Annotated in this window: 14 protein-coding genes; 12 read left to right on the top strand and 2 right to left on the bottom strand. The window is 43.4% G+C overall.

Going from position 1 to position 14,826, the window contains the following annotated elements; all coding sequences use genetic code 11:
- Positions 1-6 precede the first annotated feature (6 nt).
- The 10 genes from H7T92_RS10040 to H7T92_RS09995 all read left to right on the top strand — a co-directional run bounded on the left by H7T92_RS10040 (position 7) and on the right by H7T92_RS09995 (position 9,432).
- Entirely contained in the window at positions 7-924 is a 918-nt protein-coding gene (locus tag H7T92_RS10040; protein ID WP_155200287.1) for an ABC transporter ATP-binding protein, read from the top strand.
- The gene (locus H7T92_RS10035; protein WP_201037693.1) at positions 893-1,633 is read left to right on the top strand and encodes an ABC transporter permease; all 741 of its coding nucleotides are present in this window, start codon (positions 893-895) and stop codon (positions 1,631-1,633) included. The genes H7T92_RS10040 and H7T92_RS10035 overlap by 32 nt, the downstream gene beginning before the upstream one ends.
- The gene (locus H7T92_RS10030) at positions 1,630-2,727 is read left to right on the top strand and encodes a sensor histidine kinase (protein ID WP_070590520.1); all 1,098 of its coding nucleotides are present in this window, start codon (positions 1,630-1,632) and stop codon (positions 2,725-2,727) included. The genes H7T92_RS10035 and H7T92_RS10030 overlap by 4 nt, the downstream gene beginning before the upstream one ends.
- A gap of 1 nt (position 2,728) precedes the next feature.
- Positions 2,729-3,328, top strand: coding sequence for a response regulator transcription factor (locus H7T92_RS10025; RefSeq protein WP_070660835.1), 600 nt, complete (start codon positions 2,729-2,731; stop codon positions 3,326-3,328).
- Between the two features lie 188 nt (positions 3,329-3,516).
- The gene (locus H7T92_RS10020) at positions 3,517-5,217 is read left to right on the top strand and encodes an acetolactate synthase large subunit (protein ID WP_003004603.1); all 1,701 of its coding nucleotides are present in this window, start codon (positions 3,517-3,519) and stop codon (positions 5,215-5,217) included.
- Entirely contained in the window at positions 5,210-5,686 is a 477-nt protein-coding gene (ilvN, locus tag H7T92_RS10015; protein ID WP_003010242.1) for an acetolactate synthase small subunit, read from the top strand. The genes H7T92_RS10020 and ilvN overlap by 8 nt, the downstream gene beginning before the upstream one ends.
- Before the next feature lie 68 nt (positions 5,687-5,754).
- Positions 5,755-6,777 carry a ketol-acid reductoisomerase gene (gene ilvC, locus H7T92_RS10010; protein WP_003004157.1) on the top strand — a complete coding sequence of 341 codons (1,023 nt, stop codon included), beginning with the start codon at positions 5,755-5,757 and terminating at the stop codon, positions 6,775-6,777.
- Between the two features lie 76 nt (positions 6,778-6,853).
- Positions 6,854-8,104 (top strand): threonine ammonia-lyase IlvA, encoded by a 1,251-nt coding sequence (ilvA, locus tag H7T92_RS10005; protein WP_125826528.1) that lies wholly within the window; start codon positions 6,854-6,856, stop codon positions 8,102-8,104.
- Between the two features lie 110 nt (positions 8,105-8,214).
- The gene (locus H7T92_RS10000) at positions 8,215-9,108 is read left to right on the top strand and encodes an SPFH domain-containing protein (protein WP_049475093.1); all 894 of its coding nucleotides are present in this window, start codon (positions 8,215-8,217) and stop codon (positions 9,106-9,108) included.
- Between the two features lie 108 nt (positions 9,109-9,216).
- Positions 9,217-9,432, top strand: coding sequence for a capsule biosynthesis transcriptional regulator (locus H7T92_RS09995; RefSeq protein ID WP_006594972.1), 216 nt, complete (start codon positions 9,217-9,219; stop codon positions 9,430-9,432).
- Positions 9,433-9,552: 120 nt separating this feature from the next.
- Here H7T92_RS09995 and H7T92_RS09990 read toward each other — a convergent pair whose 3' ends face one another.
- Together H7T92_RS09990 and H7T92_RS09985 are read right to left on the bottom strand one after the other, a co-directional pair.
- Positions 9,553-10,293, bottom strand: a complete 741-nt coding sequence (locus H7T92_RS09990) for an amino acid ABC transporter ATP-binding protein (protein ID WP_003010256.1) — start codon at positions 10,291-10,293, stop codon at positions 9,553-9,555.
- Complete coding sequence (locus H7T92_RS09985) at positions 10,293-11,855, bottom strand: ABC transporter substrate-binding protein/permease (RefSeq protein ID WP_201037692.1); 1,563 nt, start codon at positions 11,853-11,855, stop codon at positions 10,293-10,295. Before H7T92_RS09985 ends, H7T92_RS09990 begins: the two co-directional genes overlap by 1 nt.
- Before the next feature lie 117 nt (positions 11,856-11,972).
- On the opposite strand from H7T92_RS09985, the gene H7T92_RS09980 reads away from it, so the two are divergent.
- Positions 11,973-13,880 carry a DUF2207 domain-containing protein gene (locus H7T92_RS09980; RefSeq protein WP_201037691.1) on the top strand — a complete coding sequence of 636 codons (1,908 nt, stop codon included), beginning with the start codon at positions 11,973-11,975 and terminating at the stop codon, positions 13,878-13,880.
- 108 nt (positions 13,881-13,988) lie between these two features.
- Positions 13,989-14,825: an undecaprenyl-diphosphate phosphatase gene (locus tag H7T92_RS09975; protein WP_013904699.1), complete on the top strand. Its 837-nt coding sequence runs from the start codon at positions 13,989-13,991 to the stop codon at positions 14,823-14,825.
- Position 14,826: the final 1 nt, after the last annotated feature.

The raw sequence follows: 14,826 nt of genomic DNA, 5'->3' as shown, positions 1-14,826 counted from the left end.
AGTATCATGAGCGTCATTAGAGTAGAGAACTTGAACAAAAGTATCAAAGGAAAGGTGATCCTAGAAGATCTTTCTTTCACAGTGGAGAGAGGGGATTGTCTGGCCTTGATTGGACCAAACGGAGCTGGGAAAACAACCTTGATGAACTGTCTGCTGGGAGATATGAAGGCGACTTCTGGAACTATTGAAGTAGAGGGAAAAGCTCCTGGTCATCCTCAGTTAAAGGCTAGTGTCTCTTATCTCCCTCAAGAGAATGCCATCGTGCAAAAGCTAACCGTGCAGGAACTGATCAGTTTCTTTCGCTCCATTTATCCCAACCCTTTAACGGTCAATGACATCGATGATTTATTGCGTTTTACTCCAGAACAAAAGAAGCAATTAGCCAGTAAGCTGTCTGGTGGGCAAAAGCGTCTTTTATCCTTTGTGTTGACCTTGATTGGTCGTCCCAGTCTTCTGTTTCTGGATGAGCCAACGTCTGCCATGGATACGTCCACTCGCCAACGCTTTTGGGAGATCGTCGGGCATTTAAAGGAAGAGGGTGTGACCATTGTCTATTCTTCGCATTACATCGAGGAAGTAGAGCACACGGCTGATCGAATTTTGGTCTTGCACCAGGGCCATTTGCTTCGGGATACGACACCTCTCGCTATGAGAAGCGAAGAGGTAGAAAAACATTTTACCCTGCCTTTGCGCTACCAAGCTCTAGTGGCAGAGATGGAAGGCGTTGGTGAAGTGGTCATTAAACCCGATGCTCTTCAGGTTGTGACACGGGACGCCAATCGTTTGTGGATTCGATTGCAAGAAGAAGGATGTTCGATCCAAGAAATCGAAGTAACCAATCGAAGTTTATTGGATTCTATTTTTGAAAATACAAAGGAAGTAGGTAGAGAAGATGAAACGCATGAAAGCTCTCGGCGTGGTTGAGTGGCATTTGACCAGTCGCCAAGCCATTTATTACTTGTTATCAATTGGGATGCCTACGGCCTTTTATCTCTTCTTTTCAGGGATGTACCAGGACACGCCAGGGGCCCCCGCTCACTTTATGAGGGATTATCTCCTCTCCATGACGGCTTTTTCCATGATGTCTACGGCTATCTTTTCTTTTCCAACCGTTCTTGAAACCGATCGACTCAATAATTGGCAAAAAGTCTTGCGCCATACCCCCGTATCTATGGTAGAATATTATCTAATAAAGGTTGCGGGTCTCTTTGTCGATTTTCTCCTATCGATTGGAGTTGTCTTTACCGTGGGCCATGTGGTGCGGCATGTGAATATGTCCCTACAGGATTGGGTCTTGTCGGCCTTTATTCTCATCCTAGGAAGCCTAGCTTTTGTAGCGATCGGTCTGGTCTTGACCTTGCTTCCTTCTAGTCAATTGATGTCTGTTGTGGGGAATCTCCTTTACATGGGGCTCGCTGTCATGGGTGGACTATGGATGCCCATTAGCCTATTTCCAGAATGGATGCAAGCCATTGGCAAATGCTTACCAACCTATCAATTGATGGAACTGATCAAGATCTTTTTAAACAAGGGGCAGGTCAATGTTCTCGCTAGTGTCTATTTAACCTTGTTTACCCTGGTCTTGTTTGCCCTTGTTATCATCTATCGTCGTCATTCTGAGGTTCGTTCATGATTGAAAAACTCAAACATATTCACCATATGTTTTACGTAGGCTTAATCTTTATGGCCTTTCCCTTTGCTTCTATTTTCTTAGGGCAGATTCCCTGGTGGCATTTCTTTTTAGCCATCTTCTTTATGATAAGCTATCTAGGAATCCTCATTACTGAAAATAAGAAACTGACCTGGCTTTTTTGGATTTATCTTCTACTTTATATTGCAGGAAATACCTTTTTTGTTGGAACTAGCTTTTGTTGGTTTTACTATTATCTGAGCAATATTTTGCTCTATCGTTTAGGGATTCGCGATTTTCGCTCGCCCTTTCTTTGGACGGCTGTTGGATCACTACTGATCCTTTTTGGAGCCCTGTTATTTAATAGGGAGATGAGAGAAAATGATTGGCTTTTTGTACTGATCATCTGCTTGTTCATCGCGATTATGACCTATAGTATGGCCCGGGCTGAGATGATGGAAGAGTTGAAAGCTGACCATGCCAAGCAAAATGCCCAGATCAATCTTTTGCTGGCAGAAAACGAGCGCCATCGGATTGGCCGTGATCTGCATGACAGTCTAGGACACACCTTTGCCATGCTCAGTGTCAAGGCGGACCTAGCTGATCAATTCTTAGCATTGGGTCAGGTTGAGAAGGCGCAGGAGCAGGTGCAAGAGATTCAAGCCATCAGTCAAGAGTCCATGCACCAAGTCCGAGAGATTGTCGAGAACTTGAAGCAGCGAACCCTGGCAAGAGAGCTAGAAACCGTCAAGCAGATGCTGGAAGTAGCGCAAATCAAAGTGGAGATTCAAAACGAGCTCGATACTGCTAGCATCTCGCCAATCCTGGAATCTGCTCTGGCCATGGTATCTCTGGAATTAGCCACCAATATGATCAAACACGCCAAAGCGACGCAGGCCCTTCTCTCTTATCGCTCCACCGAGACAGGTGTGGAAATGGTCGCAGAAGATAATGGCATCGGCTTTGACAAAGTCTCTGACGAAGACCTGCACTCGATTCGCGAACGGATTGCCTTGTTGGGAGGAGAGCTGGAGATCAGTCATCAACACAAGCCGACCCGGATAGAAATACGGATCCCCTATCAAGAAAGGAAATAAGATGCGCTTATTAGTTGCTGAAGACCAAAGTATGTTGCGCGATGCGCTCTGCCAGCTCTTGCTCCTGCAAGAGGATGTGGAAGATGTCTTGCAGGCTGGCGATGGACAAGAGGCCATTCGTTTACTCGAAACACATCCAGTCGATATTGCGATTTTAGATATCGAAATGCCCATCAAAACAGGGTTAGAAGTGTTGGAATGGGCTAAAAGTCAACAACCCCAGATCAAGGTCGTCATCGTTACCACCTTTAAGCGGCCGGGCTATTTCGAGCGGGCCCTCAAGGCTGGAGTCGATGCCTATGTCTTAAAAGAACGCCGCATCACGGATTTGATGGCGACTCTTCATACAGTATTAGCAGGGCAAAAAGAATATTCGCCTGAATTAATGGAAGGGATCTTGACCCATCCCAATCCTCTAAGCCCTCAAGAAAAGGCAGTTTTAAAAGAAGTCGCAAAAGGGGCTTCTAACCAAGAAATTGCTGATCGCTTATTTCTCTCAAACGGAACCATCCGCAATTATATGTCAGCTATTTTGACCAAGTTGGATGCGGAAAACCGGACCGAGGCGGCAAAGATCGCACAAGAAAAGGGTTGGTTATAAGGAAGAAAAGTTTCTAGGATTTCCTAGAGACTTTTTTTCTGATAGACCTAGCATTTTTAGAAAAACTCTCATTCTTCGGATTTGGATAGAAAATTCAGAAAATTTACTATTTTTCCTTGAAATATTTTCTAAAAATGGTATGATAGTAGCATGCTAATTTGATATACAAAGTACTGGAAAGGAGAGACATGGAGAAAATTACCTTAGAAACTGCAAAAACCGGTTCAGAGCTCGTTCTTGAAACCCTGCGTGATTTGGGCATTGACACGATTTTTGGTTATCCTGGTGGAGCGGTTTTGCCTTTATACGATGCCATCTATAGCTTTGAGGGTATCCAGCATATCTTGGGTCGTCATGAACAAGGATGCTTGCATGAGGCTGAAGGCTACGCCAAATCAACTGGAAAGCTGGGTGTCGCAGTCGTCACTAGTGGACCGGGGGCTACAAATGCCATTACAGGGATTGCAGATGCCATGAGCGATAGCGTTCCCCTATTAGTCTTCACTGGTCAAGTCAATCGTGCTGGGATCGGGAAAGACGCCTTTCAAGAAGCGGATATCGTGGGAATTACCATGCCCATCACCAAGTACAACTATCAAGTACGTGAGACGGCAGATATTCCACGAATTATCACAGAAGCTGTCCATATTGCGACGACCGGCCGTCCTGGCCCTGTGGTAATTGACCTTCCAAAGGATGTGTCTGCTTTAGAGACAGATTTTATCTATGAACCAAGTGTGAAGCTTCCAAGCTACCAGCCTACCATTGAACCCAATGAATTGCAGATCAAAAAGATTTTGAAGCAATTGAGTAAGGCTAAAAAACCAGTTCTTCTTGCTGGTGGTGGGGTGAGTTACGCTGGAGCTGCAAAAGAGTTGATTGCTCTAGCAGAGCGCTATCAAATTCCGGTAGTGACCAGTCTGTTAGGCCAAGGAACGATTGCAACCAGTCATCCTCTTTTCCTAGGGATGGGAGGCATGCATGGATCCTTCGCGGCCAATATCGCTATGACAGAGACGGATTTCATGATCAGTGTTGGTTGTCGATTTGACGACCGTTTGACAGGGAATCCAAAGACTTTCGCTAAAAATGCTAAGGTTGCCCATATCGACATTGATCCTGCAGAGATTGGTAAGATCATTGCTGTCGACATTCCTGTGGTTGGCGATGCAAAGAAAGCCTTGCAACAGTTGCTAGCAGAGCCAACGGTTCATAATAACACTGAAAAGTGGATCGAAAAGGTGACCCAAGATAAGAACCGGGTTCGTTCTTACGATAAGAAGGAACGGGTTGTGCAACCACAAGCTGTGATTGAACGCATTGGAGAGTTGACCAAGGGAGACGCTATTGTCGTCACAGACGTTGGACAACACCAAATGTGGGCAGCTCAATACTATCCTTACCAAAATGAGCGCCAATTGGTAACATCTGGTGGTCTAGGAACGATGGGATTCGGTGTTCCTGCAGCTATCGGAGCGAAAATTGCCAATCCAGATAAAGAAGTTGTTCTCTTTGTCGGAGATGGTGGTTTCCAAATGACCAATCAAGAATTGGCAATCTTAAATATTTATAAGGTTCCGATCAAGGTCGTTATGCTCAACAACCACTCGCTTGGAATGGTCCGTCAATGGCAAGAAGCCTTCTATGATGGTCGGACGTCAGAGTCAGTCTTTGATAGCCTTCCAGATTTCCAATTGATGGCGCAAGCTTACGGGATCAAGAATTATAAATTTGATAATCCTGAAACTCTTGAGAAGGATTTGGAAGTCATCACAGAAGATGTACCAATGTTCATCGAAGTAGACATTTCTCGGAAAGAGCATGTCTTGCCGATGGTACCAGCTGGTAAGAGTAATCATGAGATGTTGGGGGTGAAGTTTAATGCGTAGAATGTTAACAGCCAAACTTCAAAACCGCTCAGGTGTTCTGAACCGCTTTACTGGAGTCTTGTCGAGACGTCAAGTCAATATCGAAAGCATCTCTGTTGGCGCAACAGAAAACCCTAATGTATCGCGGATTACCATTATCATTGATGTTGCTTCGCATGATGAAGTAGAGCAAATCATCAAACAGCTCAACCGCCAAGTGGATGTGATCCGTGTCCGGGATATCACTGATAAACCACACTTGGAGCGCGAAGTGATCCTGGTGAAAGTTTCTGCACCTGCTGAGAAGCGAGCAGAAATCTTGGCCATTATTCAACCTTTCCGTGCGACCGTGGTCGATGTAGCCCCAAGCTCTATCACCGTTCAAATGACGGGAAATGCAGAAAAGAGCGAAGCCCTCATTCGTGTTATTCGACCTTATGGGATTAAAAACATCGCCCGCACCGGTGCAACCGGATTTACTCGAGATTAATTCTCACCTTAACATTGTTAACCCCGCCTTAAAAAGGCAAATAATATAATAGAAAAGAGATTTTACTTATGGCAGTTCAAATGGAATACGAAAAAGACGTTAAAGTACCAGCACTTGATGGTAAAAAAATCGCCGTTATCGGTTATGGTTCACAAGGTCATGCACACGCACAAAACTTGCGTGATTCAGGTCATGATGTCATCATCGGTGTGCGTCCTGGTAAATCATTCGATAAAGCAAAAGAAGATGGATTTGAAGCTTACCCAGTTGCAGAAGCAACTAAATTGGCTGATATCATCATGATCTTGGCACCAGACGAAATCCAAAAAGATATCTACAAAGATGAAATCGCTCCAAACTTGAGCGCTGGTAAAGCTCTTGGTTTTGCCCATGGTTTCAATATCCACTTTGGTTACATCAAAGCTCCTGAAGACGTAGATGTCTTCATGGTTGCACCAAAAGGACCAGGTCACTTGGTACGTCGTACTTACACTGAAGGATTTGGTGTACCAGCACTTTACGCTGTCTACCAAGATGCTACTGGTAACGCGAAAGACATCGCAATGGACTGGGCAAAAGGTGTTGGTTCAGCACGTGTTGGTCTTCTTTCAACAACCTTCAAAGAAGAAACAGAAGAAGATTTGTTTGGTGAACAAGCCGTTCTTATGGGTGGTTTGACAAGCTTGATCGAAGCTGGATTTGAAGTTTTGACAGAAGCTGGTTATGCACCTGAATTGGCTTACTTCGAAGTCCTTCACGAAATGAAATTGATCGTTGACTTGATCTACGAAGGTGGCTTCAAGAAAATGCGTCAATCATGTTCAAATACTGCAGAATTTGGTGATTTCGTAACTGGTCCACGTGTTATCGGTCCAGAAGTAAAAGAAAACATGAAAGCTGCCCTTGCTGATATCCAATCAGGTAAATTTGCGCGTGAATTCGTTGAAGACCACGATGCTGGTTTCCCACGTTTGAAAGCCTTCCGCAAACAAGCTGAAGAACTTGAAATTGAAAAAGTTGGTGCTGAATTGCGTAAAGCAATGCCATTCGTTGGTCAAAACGACGATGACGCCTTCAAAATCTACAACTAATTGTCTGTAGAAGACTAAGCAAGTTGGGACACCCTAGCTTGCTTTTTTGATCAATACACAGCAACAGAGGTAAGAAATGATAACAGCAAAAGATGTGGCCAAGGCCCATAAAATATTAAGTGGAGTCGTTGTCAATACGCCCCTTGAATACGACCACTATTTATCTGAAAAATATGGGGCAAAGATTTATTTGAAAAAAGAAAACGCCCAACGTGTTCGTTCGTTCAAGATTCGTGGAGCGTATTTTGCAATTTCTCAACTCTCAAAAGAAGAGCGTGAGCGTGGGGTAGTGTGTGCTTCTGCGGGAAACCATGCGCAAGGAGTTGCTTATACTTGTAATGAAATGAAGATTCCAGCAACCATCTTCATGCCGATTACAACACCTCAACAAAAGATCGGCCAAGTCCGATTCTTTGGTGGGGACTATGTAACGATTAAGTTGGTCGGGGATACCTTTGACGCGTCAGCTAAGGCAGCTCAAGAATTTACTCTTGCAGAAAAACGGACCTTTATTGACCCGTTTGATGATCCACACGTACAGGCTGGCCAAGGAACAGTGGCCTATGAAATTCTTGAGGAAGCTCGAAAAGAATCGATTTCCTTTGATGCTGTCCTTGTTCCTGTAGGTGGAGGAGGCCTCATTTCAGGTGTTTCTACCTATATCAAAGAAACGGATCCTCGGATTGAAGTCATTGGGGTAGAGGCCGAAGGAGCGCGCTCCATGAAGGCTGCTTTTGAAGCAGGGGGCCCAGTCAAATTACCAGAAATTGATAAATTTGCAGATGGGATTGCCGTGCAAAAAGTGGGACAATTAACCTATGAAGTAACCCGTCAGCATGTGGAAACCCTGGTTGGGGTCGATGAAGGTTTGATTTCAGAGACTTTGATTGATCTTTATTCTAAGCAAGGAATTGTTGCTGAACCAGCGGGAGCTGCTAGTGTGGCATCTCTAGAGATCTTGCGCGAATACATCAAGGGTAAAACGATCTGTTGTATTATCTCAGGTGGGAATAATGATATTAACCGCATGCCTGAAATGGAAGAACGTGCCTTGATCTACGATGGAGTGAAACACTACTTTATCGTAAACTTCCCACAACGTCCAGGGGCCCTTCGCGAGTTTGTAAATGATATCTTAGGGCCAAATGATGATATCACACGTTTTGAATACATCAAGCGCGCTAGTAAGGGAACAGGCCCTGTCTTGATTGGGGTTACTTTAGCCAATAAACATGACTATGCAGGCTTGGTCAACCGTATCGAGCGTTTTGATCCGTCTTTCATTAACTTGAACGGCAATGAAACACTCTATAATATGCTCGTCTGAGTATCATACAGAAACAATCGACCATTTAAGCAATATATTTTTAAGGAATATATTGCTTTTTTATCAACACTTGTGATATGATATGCGTAAATTAAAAGGAGGAACTTTTTATGCCTGGATTTATTATCTTTGTTTTATTCTTGCTACTGGTTGCAGGATTCATTGTGATTAGCTCACTATATGTGGTCAAGCAACAATCCGTTGCCATCATCGAGCGCTTCGGACGATATCAAAAAATTAGCGATAGTGGTATTCATATGCGAGCGCCTTTTGGTATCGATAAAATTGCAGCACGAGTTCAATTGCGCGTCTTGCAGAGTGAGATCGTGGTTGAAACAAAAACTCAGGATAACGTATTCGTTACCATGAATGTGGCGACGCAATACCGAGTGAACGAAAGCAACGTAAAGGATGCCTACTACAAGTTGATGCGTCCAGAATCACAGATTAAATCATACATTGAAGATGCCTTGCGTTCTTCTGTCCCCAAGTTGACCTTGGATGAATTATTTGAGAAAAAAGATGAAATCGCCCTTGAAGTTCAAAAACAAGTGGCAGAAGAGATGTCAACCTATGGATATATCATTGTAAAAACCTTGATCACCAAAGTTGAGCCAGATGCCGAAGTGAAACAATCCATGAACGAGATTAATGCGGCGCAAAGAAAACGCGTGGCAGCACAGGAATTGGCAGAAGCAGACAAGATCAAGATCGTTACTGCTGCCGAAGCTGAGGCGGAAAAAGACCGCTTGCACGGGGTCGGTATTGCCGAGCAACGGAAGGCTATTGTCGATGGATTGGCAGACTCTATTAAAGAGTTAAAAGGAGCCAATGTAGACTTGACCGAAGAGCAAATCATGTCTATTCTGTTAACCAATCAGTACTTAGATACCTTAAATAATTTTGCAGATAAAGAAGGGAATAATACGATTTTCCTACCAGCCAACCCAGATGGGGTCGAAAACATTCGTACACAAATATTATCAGCCCTGAAAGCAAAGTAAACTATTTCTCATTTTTTAAAAAAGGTTCGTATTTTCAGCGATTTTAGTTGACAAAATGTGCAAAACAATTTATATTAGTATTGGAAATAATAATATAGGAGAAAGATCATGGCTAAATCGAACTTTGAAAAAGTAGAATCAGTTGTTGGATGGGTACGCGATAAGAAAATTACGGGATATCGTATCAGTAAAGAAACAAATGCCCGTGAAATGTCTATCATTGCCTTGGCTCAAGGACGTGCAAAAGTGAAGAACATCTCGTTTGAAACTGCACTCGGATTGATTGATTTTTATGACAAAAATCATCAAAAATTCGAAAATTAATTTGTTGTTCCAATTGAAAACCAGAGAGTTTGCTATCTGGTTTTTTTCGATGCCTCAAAAGCAGAAGCGGTACAAAAAAACAGCTTGCTTCCATACTGGTAAGCAAACTGTTTCAAGAGATTAATGTAAGAAGCGTTGAAGGAATTCCTTGGTCCGTTCTTCTTTTGGATTGCTAAAGATTTCTTTTGGATCTCCTTGCTCAGCGATGACACCCTTGTCCATGAAGATGACCCGGCTAGAGACATCGCGGGCAAATTCCATTTCGTGGGTGACGACAATCATGGTGAGTCCTTCTTTTGCCAGATCCTGCATGATTTTCAAGACTTCCCCAACCATTTCTGGGTCTAGGGCAGAAGTTGGTTCATCGAAGAGAATGGCATCAGGATCCATGGAAAGGGCCCGTGCGATGGCGACCCGTTGCTTTTGACCACCTGAAAGTTGTTTCGGACGGGCAGCCCAATATTGAGATCCCATACCGACTTTTTCAAGATTTTCTTTGGCAACTTTCTCTGCAGTCTCACGATCACGCTTGAGGACGGTCGTTTGTGCAACGATCGTATTTTCTAAGACGTTTAAATTTTCGAAGAGATTAAAGCTTTGGAAAACCATCCCCAATTTCTCGCGGTAGTGGGTAAGATCATACTCAGGATCAAGAACATTTTGCCCACGATAGAGAATCTCTCCAGCTGTAGGAGTCTCCAGAAGATTGATGGAGCGAAGGAAGGTTGATTTTCCGCTACCAGAGCTCCCGATGATGGAGATCACCTCTCCTTTTTCAACGGTGAGCGAAATATCTTTCAAGACTTCATTTTGACCGTAAGATTTTTTTAAATGTTGGATTTCAAGAATTTTTTCTGCCATTATTTCACCTCTTTGACTTGCATTTGATTTGCACCTGTAGTATAAGTATCAGAATCTAAGCGACGTTCGATGTAGCGAAGGATTCGTGTGATAGTAAAGGTGAGAACGAAGTAAATCACAGCGATGATCGTAAAGGTTGGGAAGTATTGGTAGTTTTGAGTTGCGACCGTATTTCCTGTAAAGTACAGTTCAACTACAGAGATAACATTCAAAACAGATGTATCCTTGATGTTAATAACAAATTCATTCCCTGTTGCTGGTAAGATATTGCGAACAACCTGTGGAAGGACGACCTTGCGCATGGTTTGTCCATGGGTCATTCCTAGAGCAGTCGCTGCTTCAAACTGACCTGGATCCACTGCTAAGATCCCACCACGAACAATCTCACTCATATATGCTCCGGTATTGATTGATACGATAAAGATGGCGGCCCAGGTACGATCCAAGGAAATGTTGAAGGCTTGGGCGGAACCGTAGAAAATGACCATTGATTGAACGATCATCGGAGTTCCACGGAAAATTTCAATATAGACATTGAGGAACCACCCAAAGGCAGTTTGGCATCCAGCAAGGAATTTATTTTTAGCCTTCGGAGCTGTCCGGAAGACACCGATTAACAAACCGATAATCAACCCAGCGATAGTTCCAGTCATAGAGATTAAGAGGGTCATTCCAGTTCCCCGTATGAACTGTGGGCCATTATCCTTTAAAATCTTCATCATTTGGCTAAAGAATGTCTGCTTATCATCACTAGCATCACTGGAAGCTGGTTGCTTCTTAATCATATCATCCATGAGTTTGACTTGGTCTTCAGACGAAATCTTAGCTAGTGCGGCATTGACTTGGTCAATTCTAGTGTCACCCTTCTTCATCCCGATAGCGATAGTTGCATCTTCTTCCCCAACTTCAAATCCTTTTTTGAATTGGATCATCTTAAATTTAGAATTAGCGGACTCGGCGGTTAAGGCTTCAGGACGTTCAGAAACATAGGCATCGATAACACCCGATTCTAAAGCTTGACGCATCTGGGCAAAATCACCCATTGCAGTTTCTTGCTTCACACCCTTGAGTTGGGAAATGAGAGAATAGAGGTAGACCCCTTGTTGAGAGGTGACTTTTGCATCTTTAAAGTCATCTAGACTAGTGGCGTTTGCATAGTTTCCATCATTACGAACGAGCATGACCGGTTCACTGGTATAGTAGCTCTTGGAGAAGGCGACCTCTTTTTTACGTTCAGCGGTTGGACTCATCCCAGCGATAATCATATCGATTTTACCAGAAGTGAGGGCTGGAATTAAACCGTTCCAAGATGTTTTTACGATCAGAGGTTTTTTACCTAACTCCTCAGCAACTTTTTTGGCGATTTGGACATCGTACCCATTGGCATATTGATTGGTACCGTCAATTTTAACAGCTCCATTTGCATCATCTTCTTGGGTCCAGTTGAAAGGAGCGTAGGCCGCTTCCATTCCGATTCGTAAATAGTCATCTGCATGAGCAACCTGTGTGATCCCCAGGCAAATGAAAAGCCCCGTTAAGAGAGCGAATAATGTTTTTTTCATGTTTTCTCCTCTTCCTTATTTTAACTTCTCCTATTGTACAGTAAAATAGGATACATTTCAAACATGGTCCTCTTTTTATTTAAAAAATGTTATAATAATACAAAGGAGCGTGATCAAATGAAAAAGTATTTGTATGTTTTTTTCGCCTTTTTGGCCTGCCTTTTTGTCAGTCAGAATGTCCATGCATCTAGTCCATCTTATGATGTACTTTACTATGGTGGAACCTTGACCTTGGACACCTGGGACGACGCCACCTATGAGGAAGAACTGGTTTATTATTTCAAAGATTCTTATAGAGGGCAGTATGTTAGCCTAGGAACTGCGGGGAACATGCCACAAGGCTTTGCAATTGAGATACCGCCAAAGGTTGAGGTGGAAGGTCGTGATCTTCAAAGAGAACCCGAGATTACGAATCTAGGTGATGGCTACCGAGTGAAAATTTATAACAGTGGTGTAGCGACAGATACTGTCAAAATTAAAGTTACATGGAAATTAAAAAATCTCCTCTATTCACACAAGGATATCTTGGAGTTGAACTGGAAACCGATCACAGATGGTGATCAGAAGGTGGATGAAGTTCAGTTTCGTGTCATCCCTAAGTTTGCACCAGCTAATGCCCAATCGGAACTGTATATCCATACAGCCTTTATGGGACCGGATGTGACTGTAAAGAAAGAAGATGGAATCTATTCTGCCACCTTCTATAACCTTGGCAAAGGAAAGGCTGTGGAGCTGTATGGATACTGGTTGAAGTCAGACCTAACTACCTTGTATGATTCTGGTCGAAATACAGGATTAACCAAATTGGATGAATTTCATAAGAACCAAGCTAAAATTGAACAGGAAAAATACTGGTCACGCATGTTTTGGAACTGGATCTTGCCAGCCTTCATTATTGCACTCTGGCTTCTTTCTCTCTTGGGTCGCAATCGGTTCAAAAAAATGATTTGGCCTGGTGTGACCTATCCGACCGATACTCGTCTTTATGAAATTCCACAGGATATTGCACCTCTTGTCATGAGCTCGGTTGTTTATTCAGCTGAATTAGACGAGGCCTCCCCGACTAATAAAGAGAAGGCGACTCCGCCGGTGTTTACATTTGAAAAAATGCTTCAAGCTACTTTGCTGGATCTGATGGACCGTGGAGTGATTGTCTACGAGCAACAAGGAAATGAAGTCGTTTTGACCAGGAAGTCTCATGGACATGTGGATGATTTTGAACGCTCCTTTATGAATATGGCTTTTGGGGATCAAGTTTCCTGTCCTGTTAACCGTCTCTTTGAAAATTATAAATTTAGTGATGATGTATACAAACATGCCAAAAAAGCAGATCAAGATGCCATTCGTTCACTAGGAAGTTGGGCTCAGGGTCGCTTTGATACGGCTGTCAACCAAGTGGCCAGAGATGTTCATCGCAAGGTGGAAGATCTCCATTTGCCAAGCTACTATCGCCCTTTAGAAGCAAAAGAAGAAGCGCAAGCTAGACGAAGTCTCTTCTTTGGTTGGGCTGCTTGGTTTATCGCCTTTGGAGCAGAAATCTTTGCTATCTTTGGGATGGGGTGGTTCTCTGTTCCTTGTTTGATAGGGATCCTCATACTTTGGTTTATGCCAGTGCGCTTCAATGGTGTCTTTAAAGCCTGCCTACGAGATGGTGTTGTCAATCTTGCGGGTGCTGAGCAACGCTATTACTGGGATAGTTTTGGTCGGATGTTGAAAGAAATTGCTCACCTTAATGATGCAGAGTTGCAGTCTCTGGTTCTGTGGAACCGCTTATTGGTCTATGCGGCCTTGTATGGTGTAGCTGATCAGGTCACTAAAGTCATGAAGCTTCGAAATATTCATCTAGAAAATCAAGCCTTAAACGCTTTCGTTTACACCCCATTCTATCATGATGTGACCCACTCAAGTCATGCCATGTCTACTTATGGATCGACAGCATCGACGGCTAGTCATTTCACGGTTTCTTCTGGTAGTGGAGGAGGCTTCTCTGGCGGAGGAGGCGGAGGAGGCTTTGGTGCCTTCTAAGTAGCACTAAGAATGGTCTTGGCCGCTCTTTCCTTTCTAGTACGGAGGGCCTGGTCCAGTCCATAGAATTATGATATAATAGAGCAAATATAAGTTTAGGAGAAAAAGATGTTTCTGATCGAATTAATCAAGGCGGTTCTTTTTGGGATTGTCGAGGGGATTACAGAATGGTTACCGATCTCAAGTACAGGTCACTTGATTCTGCTACAGGATTTTGTGCAGTTTAAAAATCAAGATCCAGCCTTTATGGAGATGTTCAATGTCGTGATCCAATTGGGTGCGATCCTAGCGGTTGTGGTGATTTATTTCGATAAATTATATCCCTTCAAACCTGGTAAATCTCCACTAGAAGTACGTCGGACTTGGCAATTATGGGCAAAAGTTGCGGTTGCAACCCTCCCACTTGTCTTTGTTTTTAAATTAGATGATTGGTTTGAGGCGCATTTCCACAATTCGATTTCCGTTGCGATTATGTTGATCACCTACGGGATTGCCTTTATCTATCTGGAAAGACGGGAACAAGTTGAGCCAGCAGTAACGGAATTGCATAAGCTACCTTATCGAACAGCTCTTTATATCGGACTCTTCCAAGTTTTATCGCTATTTCCAGGAACAAGCCGTTCAGGTGCTACGATTGTAGGTGGCTTGATCAATGGTGTTAGCCGCCCGGTGGTGACAGAATTTACCTTTTATTTGGGGATCCCAGCCATGTTTGGGGCTAGCCTCTTAAAGGTTGGGAAATTCGCTCTTGGCGGACATTCACTAGCATTGGGGCAACTCTTTATTCTACTGGTAGCGATGGGAGTGGCCTTTGTGGTCAGCATGTACGCCATCCGATTCTTGACAGATTATGTGAAAAATCATGATTTCACTGTCTTTGGGAAATACCGGATCGTTCTTGGTTCCATCTTGTTATTGTATGGACTCTTCCGTGTTATTTTCTAAG

This window comes from Streptococcus parasanguinis, from assembly GCF_016648855.1.
In the GTDB taxonomy this organism is placed as follows: domain Bacteria; phylum Bacillota; class Bacilli; order Lactobacillales; family Streptococcaceae; genus Streptococcus; species Streptococcus parasanguinis_L.
The sequence above is the reverse complement of the archived record's forward strand: the minus strand, read 5'-3'. Positions and strand labels throughout refer to the sequence as shown.

Bases quoted from the DNA above. Each gene is read 5' to 3' on its own strand.
- H7T92_RS09985 (WP_201037692.1), bottom strand. From the start codon at position 11,855: ATGAAAAAAACATTATTCGCTCTCTTAACGGGGCTTTTCATTTGCCTG.
- H7T92_RS10030 (WP_070590520.1), top strand. From the start codon at position 1,630: ATGATTGAAAAACTCAAACATATTCACCATATGTTTTACGTAGGCTTA.
- H7T92_RS09980 (WP_201037691.1), top strand. From the start codon at position 11,973: ATGAAAAAGTATTTGTATGTTTTTTTCGCCTTTTTGGCCTGCCTTTTT.
- H7T92_RS09975 (WP_013904699.1), top strand. From the start codon at position 13,989: ATGTTTCTGATCGAATTAATCAAGGCGGTTCTTTTTGGGATTGTCGAG.
- H7T92_RS10035 (WP_201037693.1), top strand. From the start codon at position 893: ATGAAACGCATGAAAGCTCTCGGCGTGGTTGAGTGGCATTTGACCAGT.
- H7T92_RS10020 (WP_003004603.1), top strand. From the start codon at position 3,517: ATGGAGAAAATTACCTTAGAAACTGCAAAAACCGGTTCAGAGCTCGTT.
- ilvC (WP_003004157.1), top strand. From the start codon at position 5,755: ATGGCAGTTCAAATGGAATACGAAAAAGACGTTAAAGTACCAGCACTT.
- H7T92_RS09995 (WP_006594972.1), top strand. From the start codon at position 9,217: ATGGCTAAATCGAACTTTGAAAAAGTAGAATCAGTTGTTGGATGGGTA.
- H7T92_RS10025 (WP_070660835.1), top strand. From the start codon at position 2,729: ATGCGCTTATTAGTTGCTGAAGACCAAAGTATGTTGCGCGATGCGCTC.
- H7T92_RS10040 (WP_155200287.1), top strand. From the start codon at position 7: ATGAGCGTCATTAGAGTAGAGAACTTGAACAAAAGTATCAAAGGAAAG.
- H7T92_RS09990 (WP_003010256.1), bottom strand. From the start codon at position 10,293: ATGGCAGAAAAAATTCTTGAAATCCAACATTTAAAAAAATCTTACGGT.
- ilvA (WP_125826528.1), top strand. From the start codon at position 6,854: ATGATAACAGCAAAAGATGTGGCCAAGGCCCATAAAATATTAAGTGGA.
- H7T92_RS10000 (WP_049475093.1), top strand. From the start codon at position 8,215: ATGCCTGGATTTATTATCTTTGTTTTATTCTTGCTACTGGTTGCAGGA.
- ilvN (WP_003010242.1), top strand. From the start codon at position 5,210: ATGCGTAGAATGTTAACAGCCAAACTTCAAAACCGCTCAGGTGTTCTG.